This is a genomic window from Synechococcus sp. RSCCF101, assembly GCF_008807075.1.
In the GTDB taxonomy this organism is placed as follows: Bacteria; Cyanobacteriota; Cyanobacteriia; order PCC-6307; family Cyanobiaceae; genus RSCCF101.
In genome coordinates, this window is the sequence record NZ_CP035632.1 from 150,974 (window position 1) to 167,571 (window position 16,598).

A 16,598-nucleotide genomic window follows, 5' to 3' on the forward strand; every position below is an offset into this window, starting at 1 on the left:
CGATGGGCGTGGTGGGCAGCACATCGCTAAGTGTTCTGTCTCAGCAGGTTGTTCAGTGGCCAATGAGGTGTGAGGCCGCTACGGGTTGAGGTGCGACCCACCAACCCAGACCTCACGCCTCCATGCATAGCCATCCGAATGCCCGCCTGACTCAGCGGGGCCGTCTGAGGCTGATCTGCCAGCACCTCGACCAGGACTGGTCACTGCCGGAACTCGCTGCTGACGCTGGGATCAGCCTCCGCTGCGCCTACAAGTGGCTGGCGCGCTTCCGTGCAGGCGGTCCAGCGGCACTGGCGGATCGGCGGAGTGTTCGGCGCCACCAGCGCCGGACGCTCGATCCGCGGCCACTGCAGAAGGCCGTGGCTCTCCGCCACCAGCGGCTGCATCTGCGCCACATCGCCCGGCTGCTGGCGGCTCCCTTCTCCACCGTTGCCAGGACCCTCAGCCGGCTCGGCCTGGGACGGCTCCGCAACCTGGAGACCAGGCCGCCCGTACAGCGCTACGAGTGGGAGCGACCGGGCGACCTGGTTCACGTCGACATCTAGCCGAAGGCTTCTCCGAAGGAGTAGTCCCTGGCCCGGTTCCGGAAGGTGGGGCACCGGATCACCGGCGACCGGCAGAAAGGCCGGTCCTATGGGGTCGGCTACGACAAGGGCCACGTCGCGGTGGACGACGCCACACGCCTGGCCTACGCGGAGGTGCTTGCCGACGAGCAGAAGCCCACCGTGATCGGCTTTCTGGCCAGAGCCGTCGCGTGGTTCGACGAACAGGGGATCGAGTGCCGGCGGGTGATGTCGGACAACGGTCCGGAGACCGTCTCCAGGCAGTTCGCCGTGGCCTGTCGGACCCTGGGGCTCAGGCACATCCGGACCAGGGCGTACATCCCCAGAACCAACGGCAAGGCAGAGCAATTCATCCAGACGCTCTGCCGGGGATGGGCAATCGCCACGTCATTGCACACCTCAGAGAAGTGAAACCACTGGCTCCCTCGCTACCTGTCGAGCCCCAACCGTCTGAGGAAACACTCGGCCCTCGGCTGGCGTTCACCTCAACAGCGACTCAGGGAGCTGCTTTGCTGAACAACGTGGTGAGATACGACAGCTAGATCCGTTGCACCCGCTTCTGATTCACGCTCCAGCCCTTCCGCCGCAGCACGCGGTGGGCCATCCGCGGCCCCAGCGGATGTGCTCGGCGGCGATCTCCCTCAGCCGGCGCCTGAGCTTGGCCTCCTCGACCACAGGAGCCCTGCCGCTATCGCGTTGGGTGCTGCGGTGCTGGCCCACAACCCGGCAGGCAAACCGCTCTGATGCCCGGTAACGCTCCTGCAGGACGAGAACCGCCCTGCGCCTGCGTTCCGGGCTCAGAAGTTTCCCTCGGCATGATCCTTGAGCATCGCCTTCTCCAGCTCCGCTTCCGCCAGGAGCTTCTTGAGCCGGGCGTTCTCCTTCTCCAACTGGGTCAGGCGTTTGGCCTCCTCGGCCTGCATTCCCCCGAACTGCTGCCGCCAGCGGTGGTAGTTCGGCTGCGTCACCTCGATCACGCGGCAGACCTCGTTGACGGTCTTGCCCTGGGCGATCAGCTGCTCGGCCGTTTTGAGCTTGCGGATGATCTGTACTCCTTCGGAGAAGCCTTCGGCTACGGGCGGTGTGACGGATCCGCTTCATGGTGAAGTCCCCGGCCCAGTCTGGCCGGTTGAGGACTCTCATTCACCCTGGACCGGTTTCCGGGGTCCACGTCAGAGGCACGCGCTCAGATCAAGGAGAACTGGCCCGGTAGCGCCTGGATCGTGGAAGTGCACACCACCGGATCCCGCCATGGCAAGCCGTTTCAGGCCACCGCCCACCGGTTCATCGCCAACCTGCGAACCACACAAACAGCCCTGCTGGAACTGATCCGTGATCGCTGGAGCCTGGACAGTTGGGACTGGATCCGGGACGCCCTGCTTCGTGAAGACAACCACCGCGGCGGCGGTGATGCCGCCGGAGTGATGGCCACACTGCGCATCGCAGCACTCAACCTCATGCGAGTGGTTGGGCTCCGCTCCGTCCGCCAAGGACTCGTGTCCGGGGTGCATGACATCACCACGCTCCTGGCGATGTCGTCAGGAGGCCACCGCTGGCAATGTTGCCGTAAGTCTTTGAATCAGCCCTTCAGCCCTACCCGAACCATCCATCATGGTGATCTTGATTGAGATCACGATGGTCTTGAGGGGGGAGTGGTGTCATCCTGATGGGTGGAGTGGGCAACGGGGGGATGGTCACTCTTGCGTTGGATGCTTCCGCTTTCTGCTTGGCCATAAGGTGATGACGCGCTGCCTCGAGATGCTCCCTGTGCTGCTTGCGCCTCCGAAACAAGCTCGCATGTGGGTGGGTCATCCTTGATTGCTCAACAGAATTGGCCGCATCCATGGCCATCTCCCACTCCCCACACCAATCGAAGTGGGAGGTCTGGGGTTGCAGCCAGATCGCATTCGGCGTGGTCTGCCCCGCTTGGAAGTCGTGTGCAACAAGCACAGGAGGCCGTCTACGGCAATGGGATTGACCGTTTCTGCCGTCCTTGTCTTTCCAGAACCTGCAGTTGCTGCACTGTTCCTCCATCGGAATCCGGCAGCTGCTGGCTTGTTCCTCTATCGACCCGACCTCTCCGCCCTTAGCTAGCAAGGATCTCCTGTTCATGGTAACCCGAGGACTCACTCCGAGAGGCAATCGCCCCTTTCGATCAGCCGATCAGCTCAAGCACGGCCAGGGGCTGTCGATGCACTCCTGGGGCACGGATCAGAGCGTCCTGTTCGTTGTCTTTCTGGCCACGGCCGATCGGCTCACCAGCAGCGGACAAGATGACAGCCCACTGGCCTGATGCATTGCAAGTGATCTGGCCGCCATGATAGGGGGGAATCGGCCTGGTCATTGTGTGAAGTCCTGCGTCGCAAGGGGCCACACTGGTGGATAGATGATCTCAAACTGCCGCACTCAATCTGCTGCGGCAGGTGGCATCATCGACAACTTCACAGCGATGTCTCGAGCGAAAACCTCTACAGGAAGATAGCTGAATACAGCCGCTCTGGTCACAGCTCCGGACATTATCTGTAGCAGCCTCCTAGGCAATCTCGGCCTAGCCGACTCTGAGCGCAAAGACAGTAGTGTGCCTGATTGATCAGCGCAAGCCATAGAACAGGAATGTTGCGTCCTGGCTGACAAGGGTCAGCCTGCTGATCCACCAAATCGCTTAGCCCCTGCCAAGGAGGGATGGCGTCTTTGAGTTGTATGGCCATGAGAATTGAAGGGTGGAGACAAAACTGCGCATTCTTAACGAATGAGTGGCGACTGCTCTCTTGCAGATCATTGATCAGTCAGGCAGCAAATTGCGATGTCCGCTCATTGGACGTCACTCAATGGAAAGGCAATGCAGAGTGAATTACGGATAGCGTTAGTGCGTCGATTGATCTATCTCTTCGCCTAGCGGGGATGCAAAGTCGGCTAGCATCAACGCAGCAGCCTCAGGGGCGACCGGCCTACTGAAATAGTAACCTTGGCCTACAGCGCAGCCTTTGGAATGCAGCAATCTTGCTTGGGACTGATTCTCTATACCCTCAGCAACAACCTCAAGACCGAGAGACTTAGCCATCGAAATGACTGCATCACATACTGCAAGACAGTTTGCGTCATCGGGCAGACCTGAGACAAATGATTGATCAAGCTTGATTCGAGAAACAGGCAAAGCCTGAAGATAGGCGAGCGAAGAGTAGCCGGTACCAAAGTCGTCAATGCTGGTTGTTACACCAGCTTGTTTCAAGTACTCCAGCTGCTCTACGGCAGTTTCAATTCCTTTCATCATGAAACTCTCCGTCACTTCAAGTTCCAGGAACTTCGCTGGCAGATGGTAACGATCCAGCATATGCTCGACCACATTCGAGAAGCCCCTGTGCTGAATTTGTGATCCAGCGGCATTCACGGCGATATAACCCAAAGGCAAACCACTATTTAGCCATTCCCTTGCCTGAGAACAAGCAGATCGCAAGATAAACTCCCCAAGCTCGTGGATCAATCCAGTTTGTTCAGCAATTGGGATAAATACATCGGGTGGTATCTGTCCTCTCACAGGATGACTCCAGCGGGCTAGTGCTTCAAAACCAATAAGTCGATTCGTAGCTAGACATATCTGAGGCTGATAGACAAGCTTAATCTGGCCACTATCGACGGCAAAGCCAATCTCATGAGTCAGAGAGGCAGCCAGCTCAGTCGACTCTCCAATTCGTGAGTCATAGGCACGGAATGTATTGCGACCTAGCTGCTTGGCTTTATATAGAGCCTTGTCTGCGTTGTTCATTAGGTCGAGATATGTTGCCCCGTTGTCTGGATAAACTGCAATCCCCATGCTGGCAGTTGTATAAATGCGTTCCTGGCCTACAATGAAAGGTTCTTGCATGCACAATCGAAGTTTTGATGCAATTTCACTCGCCACATCAGGAGACGAAAGATCATCAAGTAGTATCACGAACTCGTCGCCGCCTACGCGAGCCACAGTGTCGCATGTCCGAAGTCTCCGAATGAGCCTATCTGCTACTTGCCGTAGAAGCTGATCTCCCTGAAGATGACCCGCCGTATCATTGACTGTCTTAAAGTTATCCAGGTCAAAGTAGATCACTGCAAGGTTACTTCCTTCCTGAAGCCGGCTTGGTCGCTCTAGCCTCTTCCTAAGTATTGCATCGAATAGCAATCGATTAGGCAAACCAGTTAAGGGATCGTGGTTGGCCAGGAACTGAAGCCGGTCCTTCGCCTCTTTGAGCCAGGTAACATCCGAGAAGACGCCAACATAACCTGTAAGCACACTCTGATCATCGAGAATGGAGTTGATGCTCAACAATGAGGGATAGATCGTTCCGTCTTTCTTCCTATTCCACACTTCTCCCTTCCACGAACCTGTTGATCGAAGCGTCGACCACATCTCAACAAAGAACGTTTTGGCGTGTCTTCCAGACTGAAATATCCTGGGATTTCTGCCAAGAACTTCATCGCGCTTGAATCCTGAGATCGATTCAGCTGCAGAGTTGAAATCGATAATGCAGGCATCTAGATCAGTCACCAGAACGCCCTCCATCGTGTTATTAAACACCACGGCAGCTTGTTCGATCTTCCTCTGGTCGGCTTTGTACTGTGTGATATCTTGCACTACGCCTGCAAGATGATAGACATCTCCGTTGTCGTCCTTAAAATACTTGCCTATCGCATGAAGCCATCGGTTTGTCTCCGATGTGGAGGGAACGCGAAAAATGATGTCATGGTCCGCTTTTCCAGCAACAAAAGCTTCGACATTATCAACCCACCGTTGTCTGTCCTCTGCATGAACGGCGGCTGCAATATCGCTAACCTCACCTCCAAAGCCACCCTTTTCCATTCCCATCAAGCCTTCGACCTCCTCTGACCAGAAGATAGATGTGATGCTTCCATCTTCAACCTCCCCGGACCAAGAGCCCATCTTCCCTGCCTTCATTGCGAGCCGTGTATGCTCCTCTTTTTGAGATAGTTCTTGCTCGGCTTTCTTGATCCGTGAGATGTCAATATGTACACCTAAAACACGAGAGACTACACCTTCTCCATCTCTAAACTTGATCGCACGATTCAATACCCATACTAGATGGCCATCTCGGTGAACCAATGGGTACTCAGACTGAAATGTATCTGATTCATCCTGCAGCGAATGGAGAAGCTCCTGCCTGATCCTCGTGCTGTGCGGTCCAGGAATCAGCCTCATCCAACCATCGAGGCTCGACTCAAGTTCCTTGAAGCCATATCCTAGTGTCTTCATCCAGCGGTCTGACAAAAATACCCTGTCCTCCCTGATATCCCATTCCCAGACCCCTTCAAGTGTCGCCTCTGCAAGAAGAGAATATCGTCTGTTGCTTTCAACCGAATCTGATGCAAGCGAAGCTACGCACCTCGGGTCAAGCGAATTGATTTCAACAATGCAGCTATCCGATGTTAGCGGTGCGATCGTAAACTCTCGCCACGCACATACATTCTCACCAGCATACTGCCTGGCTGGAATAAATGTTTTCTGACCCTGATCAAGCGCAGCCTTGAGCGCATTGATGACATCGGCGTTGCCTTCCGTGTTAAACACATTTGCGAACTTTCTCCCGATTGCTCGAATCCTAGATATACCCTGGCAATTCAGTGCGGCCTGATTGATTGCAGCAATAATGACTGAGTCATCTTCTGAGCTCTTCCTGCAAATTATGCTCGCCGTTCCGAGAGCGTTAAATACATATCTGAAACCCTCTTGCTGGAAAATGTTCTCCGCCATGTCTGACATGCAGCTAACGTTAGTGCCAGGCTCGCAACTCATGGAATCTCTTCTTGGCCAGCCTCACTCGCTATAGCAGGCCTAGAGAGGTTAAGCCAAGCCGCAGGCCGCCAACTACGCGATTCTTTATGCCGTACGGGTGATGTCGTTTACGATGAAGCCTCTTCTGGCCTGTTGCTATTCCGTAGTGGACGCGTGAAGCAGCGGCCCTGGCTTCCAGATGCAGATTCTTCGCAGTATCAATTGCATTTCGCTCGAGTTCTGACTACTCCCTCACTGTTCTGATTCCCAGGAGAATCACTTCCTTTTCCGGCGAATGCGGTCGTCTGGCTCTCTTGGAGAGGTTCCATTGGCAAGTCCACAATCGGATCTGTATCACGGTAGCCAGGTCCACTCGATGAGCGCAAATCTCGCCCATGCCACTGAGTTGAATGCAGATGTTTGGGTGTGTTGCTGGTCTCAGCAGGTTGGTCAGCAGAGCAGATCCCTGAGTCGCTGTTGAGGTGAACGCCAGCCGAGGGCCGAGTGTTTCCTCAGACGGTTGGGGCTCGACAGGTAGCGAGGGAGCCAGTGGTTTCACTTCTCTGAGGTGTGCAATGACGTGGCGATTGCCCATCCCCGGCAGAGCGTCTGGATGAATTGCTCTGCCTTGCCGTTGGTTCTGGGGATGTACGCCCTGGTCCGGATGTGCCCAGGGCTGATTCAAAGTCTCATGGCATCGCTGCTCCCGGTGTCTGCCGGACCATCGCCAAAAGCGCGGTGATGTCGTGCATCACGGCCTGGAGTCCCTCGCGGACGGAGCGGAATCCAGCCAGTCGCAGGAGGTTGAGTGCCGCGGTGCGCAGGGTGGCCATCACCCCGGCGCCATTGCCGCCGTAGCGGTGGTTGTCTTCTCTGAGCTGGGTGTCCCGGATCCAGTGCCAGCTTTCCAGGCTCCAGCGGTCACGGACCAGTTGCAGCAGGGCTTTTGGAGGGGTGCGCAGACTGGTGATGAACCGGTGGGTGGCCTGAAACGGCTTGCCCTGGCGGGAGCCGGTGGCGCTCACCTCCACGATCCAGGCACTGCCGGGCCAGTTCTCCTTGATGTGAGCGGGTGCCTCTTTCGCCCGGATGCTCCAGGTGATGTCACGGCCATGGCCAAGCTCGTGATCCGTTGCGGTGAAAGGGATCCGGCGCTTCCCCTGGAATTGGCTGCGGATCTGACGATGCAGCGTCCGCTGGTTGGCTTTGACCGTCAGCAGGAAGTCGGCTCCCTGCTCCTGGAGCTGCCGAAAAACGGTTTCTGCGTGTGGAGTGCGTCGGCCTGAACCAGCACACCGCCGAGGTCGAGCTCTCCAAGCAGCCTCCTGAGGACAGCCCGCTCGTGGTCCTCGCCTGTGGCGTAGCAGGTCTGCGCGATGGCCACGCCCAGGGCCGCGGAGTAGAGCGTCACCTGGGCAATGAACGCCGAGCCACCGCCAGCGGTGGGCTCTGCCGAGCCCCGCAACGTCTTGCCGTCACACACCAGCTGATCGAGATCGGCCGCATCATCAGGGATCTGAGCGATCGTCCAGTCGCGAATGGCATCGCAGACGGCCGTGACATCCACCTGCAGGAAGAAGTAGCGGAAGGCGGAATCAGACGGTGGGCGCCGCAGTTCGATCCCAAGCGCCTCGATGAGAACAGCGTGATGGCGCCGGGCAAAGCGCTCCAGATCCCGGAGGCTCTCGCACCGGCTCAGGATTCCGAGAACCGCCACCAGGAGCAGGTACCAGGCAGGGATGCGAACGCCCCGTCGCATGCGGGCATCAGGAATAGCCCGGAGGTAGGTGATCAGGTCGAGATCAGTTGCGTCAGAGGCGATCTGGGGCACGGAGACGGAGCGATCCCGCTGACCTCAGCCCATGCTGGCAGCCGTGGCAAGGATTGCTGTGCCGAACTTTGAATCAGCCCTGCGGATGTGCCTGAGCCCCAGGGTCCGACAGGCCACGGCGAACTGCCTGGAGACGGTCTCCGGACCGTTGTCCGACATCACCCGCCGGCACTCGATCCCCTGTTCGTCGAACCACGCGACGGCTCTGGCCAGAAAGCCGATCACGGTGGGCTTCTGCTCGTCGGCAAGCACCTCCGCGTAGGCCAGGCGTGTGGCGTCGTCCACCGCGACGTGGCCCTTGTCGTAGCCGACCCCATAGGACCGGCCTTTCTGCCGGTCGCCGGTGATCCGGTGCCCCACCTTCCGGAACCGGGCCAGGGACTACTCCTTCGGAGAAGCCTTCGGCTAGATGTCGACGTGAACCAGGTCGCCCGGTCGCTCCCACTCGTAGCGCTGTACGGGCGGCCTGGTCTCCAGGTTGCGGAGCCGTCCCAGGCCGAGCCGGCTGAGGGTCCTGGCAACGGTGGAGAAGGGAGCCGCCAGCAGCCGGGCGATGTGGCGCAGATGCAGCCGCTGGTGGCGGAGAGCCACGGCCTTCTGCAGTGGCCGCGGATCGAGCGTCCGGCGCTGGTGGCGCCGAACACTCCGCCGATCCGCCAGTGCCGCTGGACCGCCTGCACGGAAGCGCGCCAGCCACTTGTAGGCGCAGCGGAGGCTGATCCCAGCGTCAGCAGCGAGTTCCGGCAGTGACCAGTCCTGGTCGAGGTGCTGGCAGATCAGCCTCAGACGGCCCCGCTGAGTCAGGCGGGCATTCGGATGGCTATGCATGGAGGCGTGAGGTCTGGGTTGGTGGTGACGTGACCCCCTTTATCGGTCCAAGCCTTATGAGAGTGGGTGGTCATGGTCATGCGGCAGCTCCCTGTTGAACTGCCTCCAGGGGCGTACGCCCCTGGAGAGCCGAATGCGGCCTGAGTGAGTTGTACTCCCAGCGCCAACGATCGGCCAGGATCTGAGCCTCTGGGGCTGTGGTGAATAGCTCAGTGTTGAGGAATTCATCCCTGAACCGTCCGTTGAACGACTCGGCAAAGCCGTTCTGCCACGGAGATCCCGGTTCGATGGTCGAGGTGGTGGTTCCGCTGCCCTGGCACCAGCGCCGCAGCGCGTGGGCGATGAATTCGGGGCCGTTGTCGCACCGGATGAACGCCGGCGCCGGGTAGAGGCTGGTGAGCTCCTCCAGCACGGCCACCACGTCCCTGGCCTTGCAGCGCCTGCCCACCCGGATGGCCAGGCAGAGGCGGCTGTGCTCATCGATCACGTTCAGGAACTTGAGCCGCCGGCCATCGGCCGTGGCATCGAACTGAAAGTCCATCGCCCACACCTGATGGGGATACTCGGCCTGATGGCGGCGCACCGACCCGTCCGCGGGCCGTGCCCGTTTCTGCTTTCGGGGAGTGGGCCGCTGCAGACCTTCCTCCCGCCAGATCCGTTGCACCCGCTTGTGATTCACGCTCCAGCCCTCGCGCCGCAGCACGCGGTGGGCCATCCGCCGGCCCCAGCGGATGTGCTCAGCGGCGATCTCCCTCAGCCGGCGCCTGAGCTTGGCCTCCTCGGCCCCAGGGACCGTCCCGCCATGGCGTTGGGTGCTGCGGTGCTGACCCACCAGCCGGCAGGCGAACCGCTCAGATGCCCGGTAACGCTGCTGCAGGACGAGGACCGCCCTGCGCCTGCGTTCCGGGCTCAGAAGTTTCCCTCGGCAAGATCTTTCAGCATCGCCTTCTCCAGCTCCGCTTCCGCCAAGAGCTTCTTGAGTCGGGCGTTCTCCTTCTCCAGCTGGGTCAGGCGTTTGGCTTCCTCGGCCTGCATGCCGCCGAACTGCTGACGCCAGCGGTGGTAGGTCGGCTGCGTCACCTCGATCACGCGGCAGACCTCGGTGACGGTCTTGCCCTGGGCGATCAGCTGCTCGGCCGTTTTGAGCTTGCGGATGATCTGCTCTGGAGTGTGACGGATTCGTTTCATGGTGAAGTCCCCGGCCCAGTCTGGCCGGTTGAGGACTCTCATTCACCCTGGACCGATTTCCAGGGTCCACGTCAAACGTGCCACGCTTGTCGTCTGGCAGGCCGCTTTCTGTCCACGCTAACCAGCGCTGGATGGCTTTGACATGGCGTTTAACGCGGACCCCAGCACCTACCAATTGTCACGACGACTGGCTGGTGACGAGTCATCCCTGCGCCACTCCGTCAGGATGGCCCGGTCGTCAGGGAATCTCTGTGAGAACGAACCGACAGGTCATCGACCTCACCCTTCAACTGGTCACCACGGGAGGGCTTGTGGCCTGGTGTGTTCTGGTGATCAGCCCCTTCCTGTCCATCATCATCTGGGCCGTGATCCTGGCGATCGGCCTGCATTCGTCCTACCGCTGGCTGCTGCAGCACCTGGGGGGGCGCTCCGGCCTGGCGGCCCTGGTGATCCTGATCGCCGGCCTGGCAGTGATCCTCGGGCCTCTTGGATTCCTGATCATCAACCTGGCCGGCGATGCGCGAGCCCTGGCGGAATCGGTGGCCACGGGCAGCCTGGCCCTTCCCCCCTCTCCGGCCTGGCTGTCGGATGTGCCGTTGATCGGTCCGGCGCTCAGCCAGACGTGGGCTGATTCGGCTGCGGATTTCCCTTCGTTTCTTGAGCAGATCAAACCCGCCCTGGCCAATCTGGGCCAGTCGCTGCTGGGATCGGGCGCCAACGTGCTGGCCTCGGTGCTCCAGCTCATCGTGGCCCTGATTGTGAGCCTGGCTCTCATGATCAACGCGGCTTCCCTGCGCAAACGTCTCGGTCTGGTGGCCAAGCGCCTCGCGCCGGAGCAGGCCGATGCCTTCATCGATCTGGCCACATCGACCCTCCAGCATGTGATTCGCGGCGTGATCGGTGTGGCCCTGGTGCAGACGCTGTTGATCGGCATTGCCTTTGTGCTCGCCGGCATCCCCTGGGCCGGCGTCCTGATCGGCCTCTGCCTGGTGCTGTCACTCGTTCAGGTCGGCCCGGCCCTGGTGGTGCTGCCGGTGCTGATCTATGCCTGGACGTCGCTGGGCACCCTCACCGCCCTGCTGCTCACCCTGTGGCTCATTCCCGCCGGACTGATTGACAATGTGCTCAAGCCGATCTGGATGGCCAAAGGTCTGCCCGTGCCCCTGGTGGTGGTGCTGCTGGGGGTGCTCGGTGGCACCCTCACCTACGGGCTCACCGGCTTGTTCACCGGTCCGGTGATCCTCAGCCTCGGCTACTCCCTGCTTCGGCTCTGGGTGCGGGATCCGGTGCATGAGCCTGGCCTCACGCCGGCCGCCTGATCACCAGTCAGATCCCAGGGCCGCCGCGGCGGAGCGTGTGACCCGGGGTCTGGCCGAAGAGCGCCCTGTAGCGACGGCTGAAATGGCTGAAGCTCCACACGCCATGGGACAGCAGGATGTCGCTCACCGTGGCGGTGGCGGGATCGGCTTCCACGAGATCGCGATGCACGCGATAGAGCTGTCTGTACTGGAGAAACCGCGACGGCCCGAAGCCGAAGTAGTCGTTGAACACGGTCTGCAGCGTGCGCGCTGAGACGCTGCAGGCCTGTGCCAGCTCATTGACGGAGACGGGTGTGTGATCGAGCTCGCCCAGGACGTCATGACAGGCCTCCAGGATCGCTTGGCGCGCCCGCGGCGGGCGGCCCTGAGCGGGAGCGGGAGAAGGCTCGCTGGCTGCGCCGGGGCCGCTCAACCGCGAGAGCCGGGCTTCCAGGATCCGCCTGCCCACCGTGCCTGCCGGACTGGCGGCCAGGCCCGGAGCTTCGGCAGCCGTGGCCATGAGCGACGTGACCGTCCGCAGCAGCGGCTCCACCCGTCTGGCCTCATGCAGCAGGGTGTGGCTGCCCTGCGCTGGGGCCGGTTGAGTGGTGCGAATCGTGAACCAGTCGTGAGGATGCGCATGGCTGAGGCAGAAGTCGTGCCCCGGCTCAAACAGCACCGCATTGCCGCCGCTGATGGCCTGACCGTTGAAGCGCGACGCCCCCTCGCTCTGCCCGAGGAGGTAAATCAGTCCACCGCTGGGCAGCGGCTCGCCCATCACCAGGTTCGCTGCACCCACATGTCCGTGCTGGAGGGTGAATGGGCCCAGCTCCAATCGGTTCAGTTCCCACTGCGCTTCTGAATGGGTCCCGGTGCACCACATGTCGCCACTGAAGCCTCGAAGGCCAGCGCGGAACGCCTCTGGATCGCGAGTCCTCACGGGTGCTGTCCGTTGCAACGGGCTGATGGCACCTTCCTGTTGTAGGTGCAGGTGTGCTGATGCGTTGATGCGGCGATGCTCATCACGGCTGCGCTGCTTTTTTCCGATTCCGGCTTGCGCAGGCTGTGCAGACTGTCAGCAGACATCTGCTGCACTTGCCATGGAGCGCCGTGCTCTGATCAAGTCTCTGGCGGCCGCTGCCGCGGTCACGGCGGCGGCGGTGAAGGGAGGTCAGTCGAAAGCCGCGAAGACAGCCGCTGATGTCGCCAGCCCCGCCGCACCGGAGGCGGCATCCGGCTCCGCCATTGCCGCGGCACCGACCGGGCGTCGCCGCTCACCATCCCGCGGCGGCGCATCCGACGCTCCCGCCTGGGCGCCCGATTTCAAGACCACCGACATGCTCGGCACCGGTCCCGACGGCGCTCCGAACGGGCAGCGAGCCACCTTCACCGGCAGTTCCATGGCCGGAGCCACCGCTGCCACCGCCGGTTCCAAGATGACCCTCACTCCCCAGGAGCAGGCGATCCTGGATGGGAAGGAAGGGCCGGAAAAAGCCAAGCTGATGACAATTCTCGTCCGCTTCGGCGAGACCTTCGGTGCCACCAAGATGGTGGACCTTGGCGGGGCTCCCCACAGCAACCTCTACATCGGGGCGCCCTATCTGGAGTCCCTGATCGTGATGCTGGAGGAATGCGCCGCTGCGGGTCTGAAGTCCTACGCCCCCTACACGGTCAATCCCCGCCCCTACGACGTCTACAACGTCCAGAACAACCCCACCGAGATGCAGCTCATCGCAGAGGGCTATCCCCTGCAGATGCGGCTCGATGCGGTCCACTCAGCCCTGGGAGCACCGGATCTCAATTACCGCTCCTGTGCCTGTTACACCAAGGATGTGGGCAACGCTCCGGCACCGGGCACGTCGGTCGCCTGGTGCGAATCATCGGCGGTGAACTACGGCAACTCGGTGCTGGGCATCCGCACCAATCGCTACGGCGCCGGCATGGAGATGCTCTGCGCCATGCTCGGCAAGGCTCCCTACTTCGGCCTGATGACCGATGAGGGCCGTCAGGCCAAGTGGCTGATTGATGTCAAAACCACCAGCGAACCGGATTGGGGCGTTCTCGGCACCGCGATCGGCCGGAAGTGTGTGGAGGACATTCCCTACATCGCCGGCGTCGCCAAGTATTTCCCCGGCGGCAAGGTCACCGACGACAACTGGTACAAGCTCAAGTACATGGGCAGCGCCACAGCGGCTGCCGGTGCCGTGGGCTGCTACCACGTTGAGGGCGTGACGCCTGAGCCGAAGGAGAAAGGGCGCGACATGCTGGCGCAGGGCTACAAGACCTACGTCTTCGACGACAAGGAGCAGCAGGCCATTCTCGACACTTTTGAGAACCTCTGGGACGATCCGAATGGGGATCCCACCGCGGTGTTCATCGGTTGCCCGCACTGCAACTATGAGGAGACCGTCCGCTGGGCCAGGATGCTCCTGAAGGGAATGGACCAGGCCGGCAGGCAGAAGCTGGCCCTACCGGTGTACATCTTCGCGCCAACGGTGACGCGCACCCGCATCCTGCTGGAGGAGCCCCAACTGGCCAGCCGCGGACTGGCGGCCGGCATTCACGTCACCAACATGTGCGGCGTGTCCTATTCCGGCATGAAGGGCTTCTCGGAGCGCGTCCGAGCCGTCACGAATTCAGCCAAGAACAGAAATTACTCGCCCGTTCGCTACTTCCCCGATCAGAAGCTGGTCAGCATTGCCGTGACCGGCAAGGTCTAGCACCAACGCTGTTTGTTCCTCGCTTCATCTCTGGCATCACCGCTCGCCTGTGATGCCGACTCCAATCTCCTGACTCTCACCCCTCACCTCCACCTCCATGGCCAAGACGTTCAAGGGCCGTCCCATCATTCCCGGCAACCTCGAAGGCACGGCACTGGTGTCGAAGCAGCCCTTCAACACCACGGCGTCCTACTTCACCAACATGTTCGCCGGCAACACGGAAACGGCTCCCTGCACCGACGCGAACAATCCCGAGCTCTATCAGAAGGACCTCAGCGGCACCATCATCTGCACACCGCAGACCGTGGGCTCCACCATGGGCGCCGGCGCGATCATGGGCATGAATCTGTTGGGCGTGGGCTTCAAGGCGATGCTGTTCTCCGACCACATCGACTCCATCGCTGCCGGGGGGCTGATCATGGACGACGTCTGGAACGACCGCAAAGTGGTGACCATCGACCTGCTGGGCGACGAGTTCATGAACACCGTCAAGAATGGCGACAAGCTCGTCATCAGTGAAGACGGCACCGTTGTGGTGGGCTGATCCGGCTCCACTGCCAGCGCCATTGATTGTCCCTTTGAATCCTCCATCAGCACCGGCTGATTGCAGAGACAGGCCTCCTTTGTGAAGGGCTGTCTCTGCTGATCCCGTCTTTCTGTTGGCTGCGTGAGGGTGCAAGGACCTTTGATTGTCATCACACTCAACTGTCCACTCTGTTCTTTGATCAGGTGCCTCAGCCGGTAAGTTCTTGGCTGTTAACTGTCGATTCTGGACATGCAGCCCAAGCGCCGTTTCTTCGGTCCTGATCGTCAGTCCACTGCCTTCATTCTCGCTGCCCTTGGATCCTGCCTGATCGCGCCGGCTCAGGCTGAACAGCGCTCCCTTGAACTCTCTCCCGCTCTTGAAGCCGCGCTGAGCGCGGTCGCTGAGGACGCGTCCCTCCGGGCGAGCGGTGCTCAGAACGCCAGGTCCGGTCCGACCACCTGCAGCGACCCTGGCGCAACAGGATCCGCGGCTCGGCAACCGAGCGCTGAGGTTGACCCTGCCGAGCCCGAGCCCTGTCCGCTGATGCTTGCGGAGGGCGAGGTGCCCGAGGGGCCGGATCCCGAGGAGCCGGACACCGCCGAGAGCCAGACCTCAGAAGGTCCTCCTGCTGCGCGCACGCGCGCCGTCCCACCGATCATCAGTGACCCGTCCGACCCTTCGAGGCTGCTCGGCGAGATCGTGCAGCGGGAAACCGAGCGCAATGCTCTGATCCCCAGGAGTCCGATCAACGACCTGAGCGAGGCCACCACCCGGCTCAGCAATGGTCTCTACAACGACACCGGTGTTCGGCTTGGCCTGAACATCAACCACGCCTCCCAGGATCTCTCGGTGGCACTGCCGAATCAGCCCACCGGCGGTTCCACCACCGACCTCGACTTCATCCTCTCCTGGGACGTGGTCAACCGCGGCACGCCGACGGTGGGCAAGATCTACGCCCACCTGGAAGGGCGCTGGGATTACGGCACCCGCGGCCCCCAGAATCTCGGCTTTCAGTCGCTCGGCAGTGCGATCGGTACGGCCAACGCCTTCTCGGGCTACGAGCCCACCTTTCTGCTGCGCAATCTCTACTGGCAGCAGGGCAGCTCCGAGGCCGGCTGGTTCTACCGGATTGGACGGATCACGACCGACGCCATCCTCGGCACCTCGAAGTACCTGAGCCCGGTCACCACCTTCCTCTCCAATGCCTCCACCGGTTTCTTCGCCAACGCCTATCCCGATACCGGCTACGGCGTGGTAGCGGGCGCGTGGATCACGGATCGACTGGGCGTGATGGCTCTGGCGTCCGATGCCTACGGCAACCGCTTCACCGATGGTGATCTCTCCAGGATGACCTTCTACACCGCCGGTGAGATCGCGTTCAAGCAGTGGCCGCTCACGGAGAACGCCGGCTACTCAAAGATCACGATCTGGAACAATCCCGGTGGTCTGCCGATCAATGCCATGACCGGCAGGTCCGGCTGGGGCATGAGCGTGAAGCTCGAGCAGGAGCTCACGACCGATGGTCGTCTGATCGGCATCGGTCGCTGGTCGAAGTCCCTCGGCGGCAGCGCCGCCATCTGGGATGAGCAGGCCAGTGCCCACCTCGTGTACAACAACCCCCGCTTGCTCCGCATTCTCAAGGACGATGCCATCGGTGTGGGCTTCAACTGGCTCAAGGTGAATGAGGAGACGCGCGATGAATACGACATCGAGGTCTTCTACCGCTTCCCCCTGTTCCAGAACCTCGATGTGACGCTCGCCTACCAGTACGACATTCAGCCGGCCAACGCCGTGACACCCATCCTGAAGCGCTCGATCATCGACGATGGTTCCGCTTTCACGTTGCGGCTTCGCACCACGTTCTGAGGTTAGCTCCTGCGCCC

15 protein-coding genes are annotated in these 16,598 nt (G+C 61.0%); 7 read left to right on the forward strand and 8 right to left on the reverse strand.

The window, feature by feature from the left end; translation table 11 throughout:
• Window positions 1–122: 122 nt before the first annotated feature.
• Both EVJ50_RS14760 and EVJ50_RS14765 read left to right on the forward strand, forming a co-directional pair.
• Window positions 123–545, forward strand: a complete 423-nt coding sequence (locus tag EVJ50_RS14760) for a leucine zipper domain-containing protein (protein WP_225322998.1) — start codon at window positions 123–125, stop codon at window positions 543–545.
• Between the two features lie 45 nt (window positions 546–590).
• Entirely contained in the window at window positions 591–974 is a 384-nt protein-coding gene (locus EVJ50_RS14765) for a DDE-type integrase/transposase/recombinase (RefSeq protein ID WP_225322999.1), read from the forward strand.
• A gap of 386 nt (window positions 975–1,360) precedes the next feature.
• Here EVJ50_RS14765 and EVJ50_RS00790 read toward each other — a convergent pair whose 3' ends face one another.
• The gene (locus EVJ50_RS00790) at window positions 1,361–1,540 is read right to left on the reverse strand and encodes a transposase (protein ID WP_370455548.1); all 180 of its coding nucleotides are present in this window, start codon (window positions 1,538–1,540) and stop codon (window positions 1,361–1,363) included.
• Between the two features lie 246 nt (window positions 1,541–1,786).
• Between EVJ50_RS00790 and EVJ50_RS00795 the strand changes: the two genes are divergently transcribed.
• Window positions 1,787–2,191 (forward strand): hypothetical protein, encoded by a 405-nt coding sequence (locus EVJ50_RS00795; protein WP_150881931.1) that lies wholly within the window; start codon window positions 1,787–1,789, stop codon window positions 2,189–2,191.
• 1,235 nt (window positions 2,192–3,426) lie between these two features.
• Here the strand turns inward: EVJ50_RS00795 and EVJ50_RS00800 are convergent.
• The 6 genes from EVJ50_RS00800 to EVJ50_RS00820 all read right to left on the reverse strand — a co-directional run bounded on the left by EVJ50_RS00800 (window position 3,427) and on the right by EVJ50_RS00820 (window position 10,171).
• Entirely contained in the window at window positions 3,427–6,303 is a 2,877-nt protein-coding gene (locus EVJ50_RS00800) for a bifunctional diguanylate cyclase/phosphodiesterase (RefSeq protein ID WP_191964811.1), read from the reverse strand.
• 710 nt (window positions 6,304–7,013) lie between these two features.
• Window positions 7,014–7,544, reverse strand: a complete 531-nt coding sequence (locus EVJ50_RS00805; protein WP_150881933.1) for an ISAs1 family transposase — start codon at window positions 7,542–7,544, stop codon at window positions 7,014–7,016.
• The gene (locus EVJ50_RS00810; RefSeq protein WP_150881934.1) at window positions 7,538–8,155 is read right to left on the reverse strand and encodes a transposase family protein; all 618 of its coding nucleotides are present in this window, start codon (window positions 8,153–8,155) and stop codon (window positions 7,538–7,540) included. The genes EVJ50_RS00805 and EVJ50_RS00810 overlap by 7 nt, the downstream gene beginning before the upstream one ends.
• A gap of 24 nt (window positions 8,156–8,179) precedes the next feature.
• Window positions 8,180–8,515 carry a DDE-type integrase/transposase/recombinase gene (locus tag EVJ50_RS14770; RefSeq protein ID WP_225323000.1) on the reverse strand — a complete coding sequence of 112 codons (336 nt, stop codon included), beginning with the start codon at window positions 8,513–8,515 and terminating at the stop codon, window positions 8,180–8,182.
• A gap of 45 nt (window positions 8,516–8,560) precedes the next feature.
• On the reverse strand, window positions 8,561–8,983 hold the full coding sequence (locus tag EVJ50_RS14775; RefSeq protein WP_225322998.1) for a leucine zipper domain-containing protein: 423 nt from the start codon (window positions 8,981–8,983) through the stop codon (window positions 8,561–8,563).
• 76 nt (window positions 8,984–9,059) lie between these two features.
• A protein-coding gene (locus EVJ50_RS00820; protein WP_370455549.1) for an IS3 family transposase occupies window positions 9,060–10,171 on the reverse strand; the annotation gives its coding sequence in 2 pieces (ribosomal slippage) (window positions 9,060–9,910 and window positions 9,910–10,171; 1,113 coding nt in all).
• Window positions 10,172–10,422: 251 nt separating this feature from the next.
• On the opposite strand from EVJ50_RS00820, the gene EVJ50_RS00825 reads away from it, so the two are divergent.
• Window positions 10,423–11,490: an AI-2E family transporter gene (locus tag EVJ50_RS00825; protein ID WP_191964812.1), complete on the forward strand. Its 1,068-nt coding sequence runs from the start codon at window positions 10,423–10,425 to the stop codon at window positions 11,488–11,490.
• A 7-nt stretch (window positions 11,491–11,497) separates the two neighbouring features.
• Here EVJ50_RS00825 and EVJ50_RS00830 read toward each other — a convergent pair whose 3' ends face one another.
• Complete coding sequence (locus EVJ50_RS00830; RefSeq protein WP_191964813.1) at window positions 11,498–12,304, reverse strand: AraC family transcriptional regulator; 807 nt, start codon at window positions 12,302–12,304, stop codon at window positions 11,498–11,500.
• 265 nt (window positions 12,305–12,569) lie between these two features.
• Between EVJ50_RS00830 and EVJ50_RS00835 the strand changes: the two genes are divergently transcribed.
• The 3 genes from EVJ50_RS00835 to EVJ50_RS00845 all read left to right on the forward strand — a co-directional run bounded on the left by EVJ50_RS00835 (window position 12,570) and on the right by EVJ50_RS00845 (window position 16,581).
• On the forward strand, window positions 12,570–14,189 hold the full coding sequence (locus EVJ50_RS00835; protein WP_191964814.1) for an aconitase X: 1,620 nt from the start codon (window positions 12,570–12,572) through the stop codon (window positions 14,187–14,189).
• A 97-nt stretch (window positions 14,190–14,286) separates the two neighbouring features.
• Window positions 14,287–14,733: an aconitase X swivel domain-containing protein gene (locus EVJ50_RS00840; protein WP_150881939.1), complete on the forward strand. Its 447-nt coding sequence runs from the start codon at window positions 14,287–14,289 to the stop codon at window positions 14,731–14,733.
• 525 nt (window positions 14,734–15,258) lie between these two features.
• Window positions 15,259–16,581: a carbohydrate porin gene (locus EVJ50_RS00845; protein WP_191964815.1), complete on the forward strand. Its 1,323-nt coding sequence runs from the start codon at window positions 15,259–15,261 to the stop codon at window positions 16,579–16,581.
• Window positions 16,582–16,598: the final 17 nt, after the last annotated feature.

Excerpts from the sequence above, each read along its gene's own strand:
- EVJ50_RS14760 (WP_225322998.1), top strand. The coding sequence starts at position 123 with ATGCATAGCCATCCGAATGCCCGCCTGACTCAGCGGGGCCGTCTGAGG.
- EVJ50_RS00800 (WP_191964811.1), bottom strand. The coding sequence starts at position 6,303 with ATGGCGGAGAACATTTTCCAGCAAGAGGGTTTCAGATATGTATTTAAC.
- EVJ50_RS14775 (WP_225322998.1), bottom strand. The coding sequence starts at position 8,983 with ATGCATAGCCATCCGAATGCCCGCCTGACTCAGCGGGGCCGTCTGAGG.
- EVJ50_RS00835 (WP_191964814.1), top strand. The coding sequence starts at position 12,570 with ATGGAGCGCCGTGCTCTGATCAAGTCTCTGGCGGCCGCTGCCGCGGTC.
- EVJ50_RS00840 (WP_150881939.1), top strand. The coding sequence starts at position 14,287 with ATGGCCAAGACGTTCAAGGGCCGTCCCATCATTCCCGGCAACCTCGAA.
- EVJ50_RS00845 (WP_191964815.1), top strand. The coding sequence starts at position 15,259 with ATGCTTGCGGAGGGCGAGGTGCCCGAGGGGCCGGATCCCGAGGAGCCG.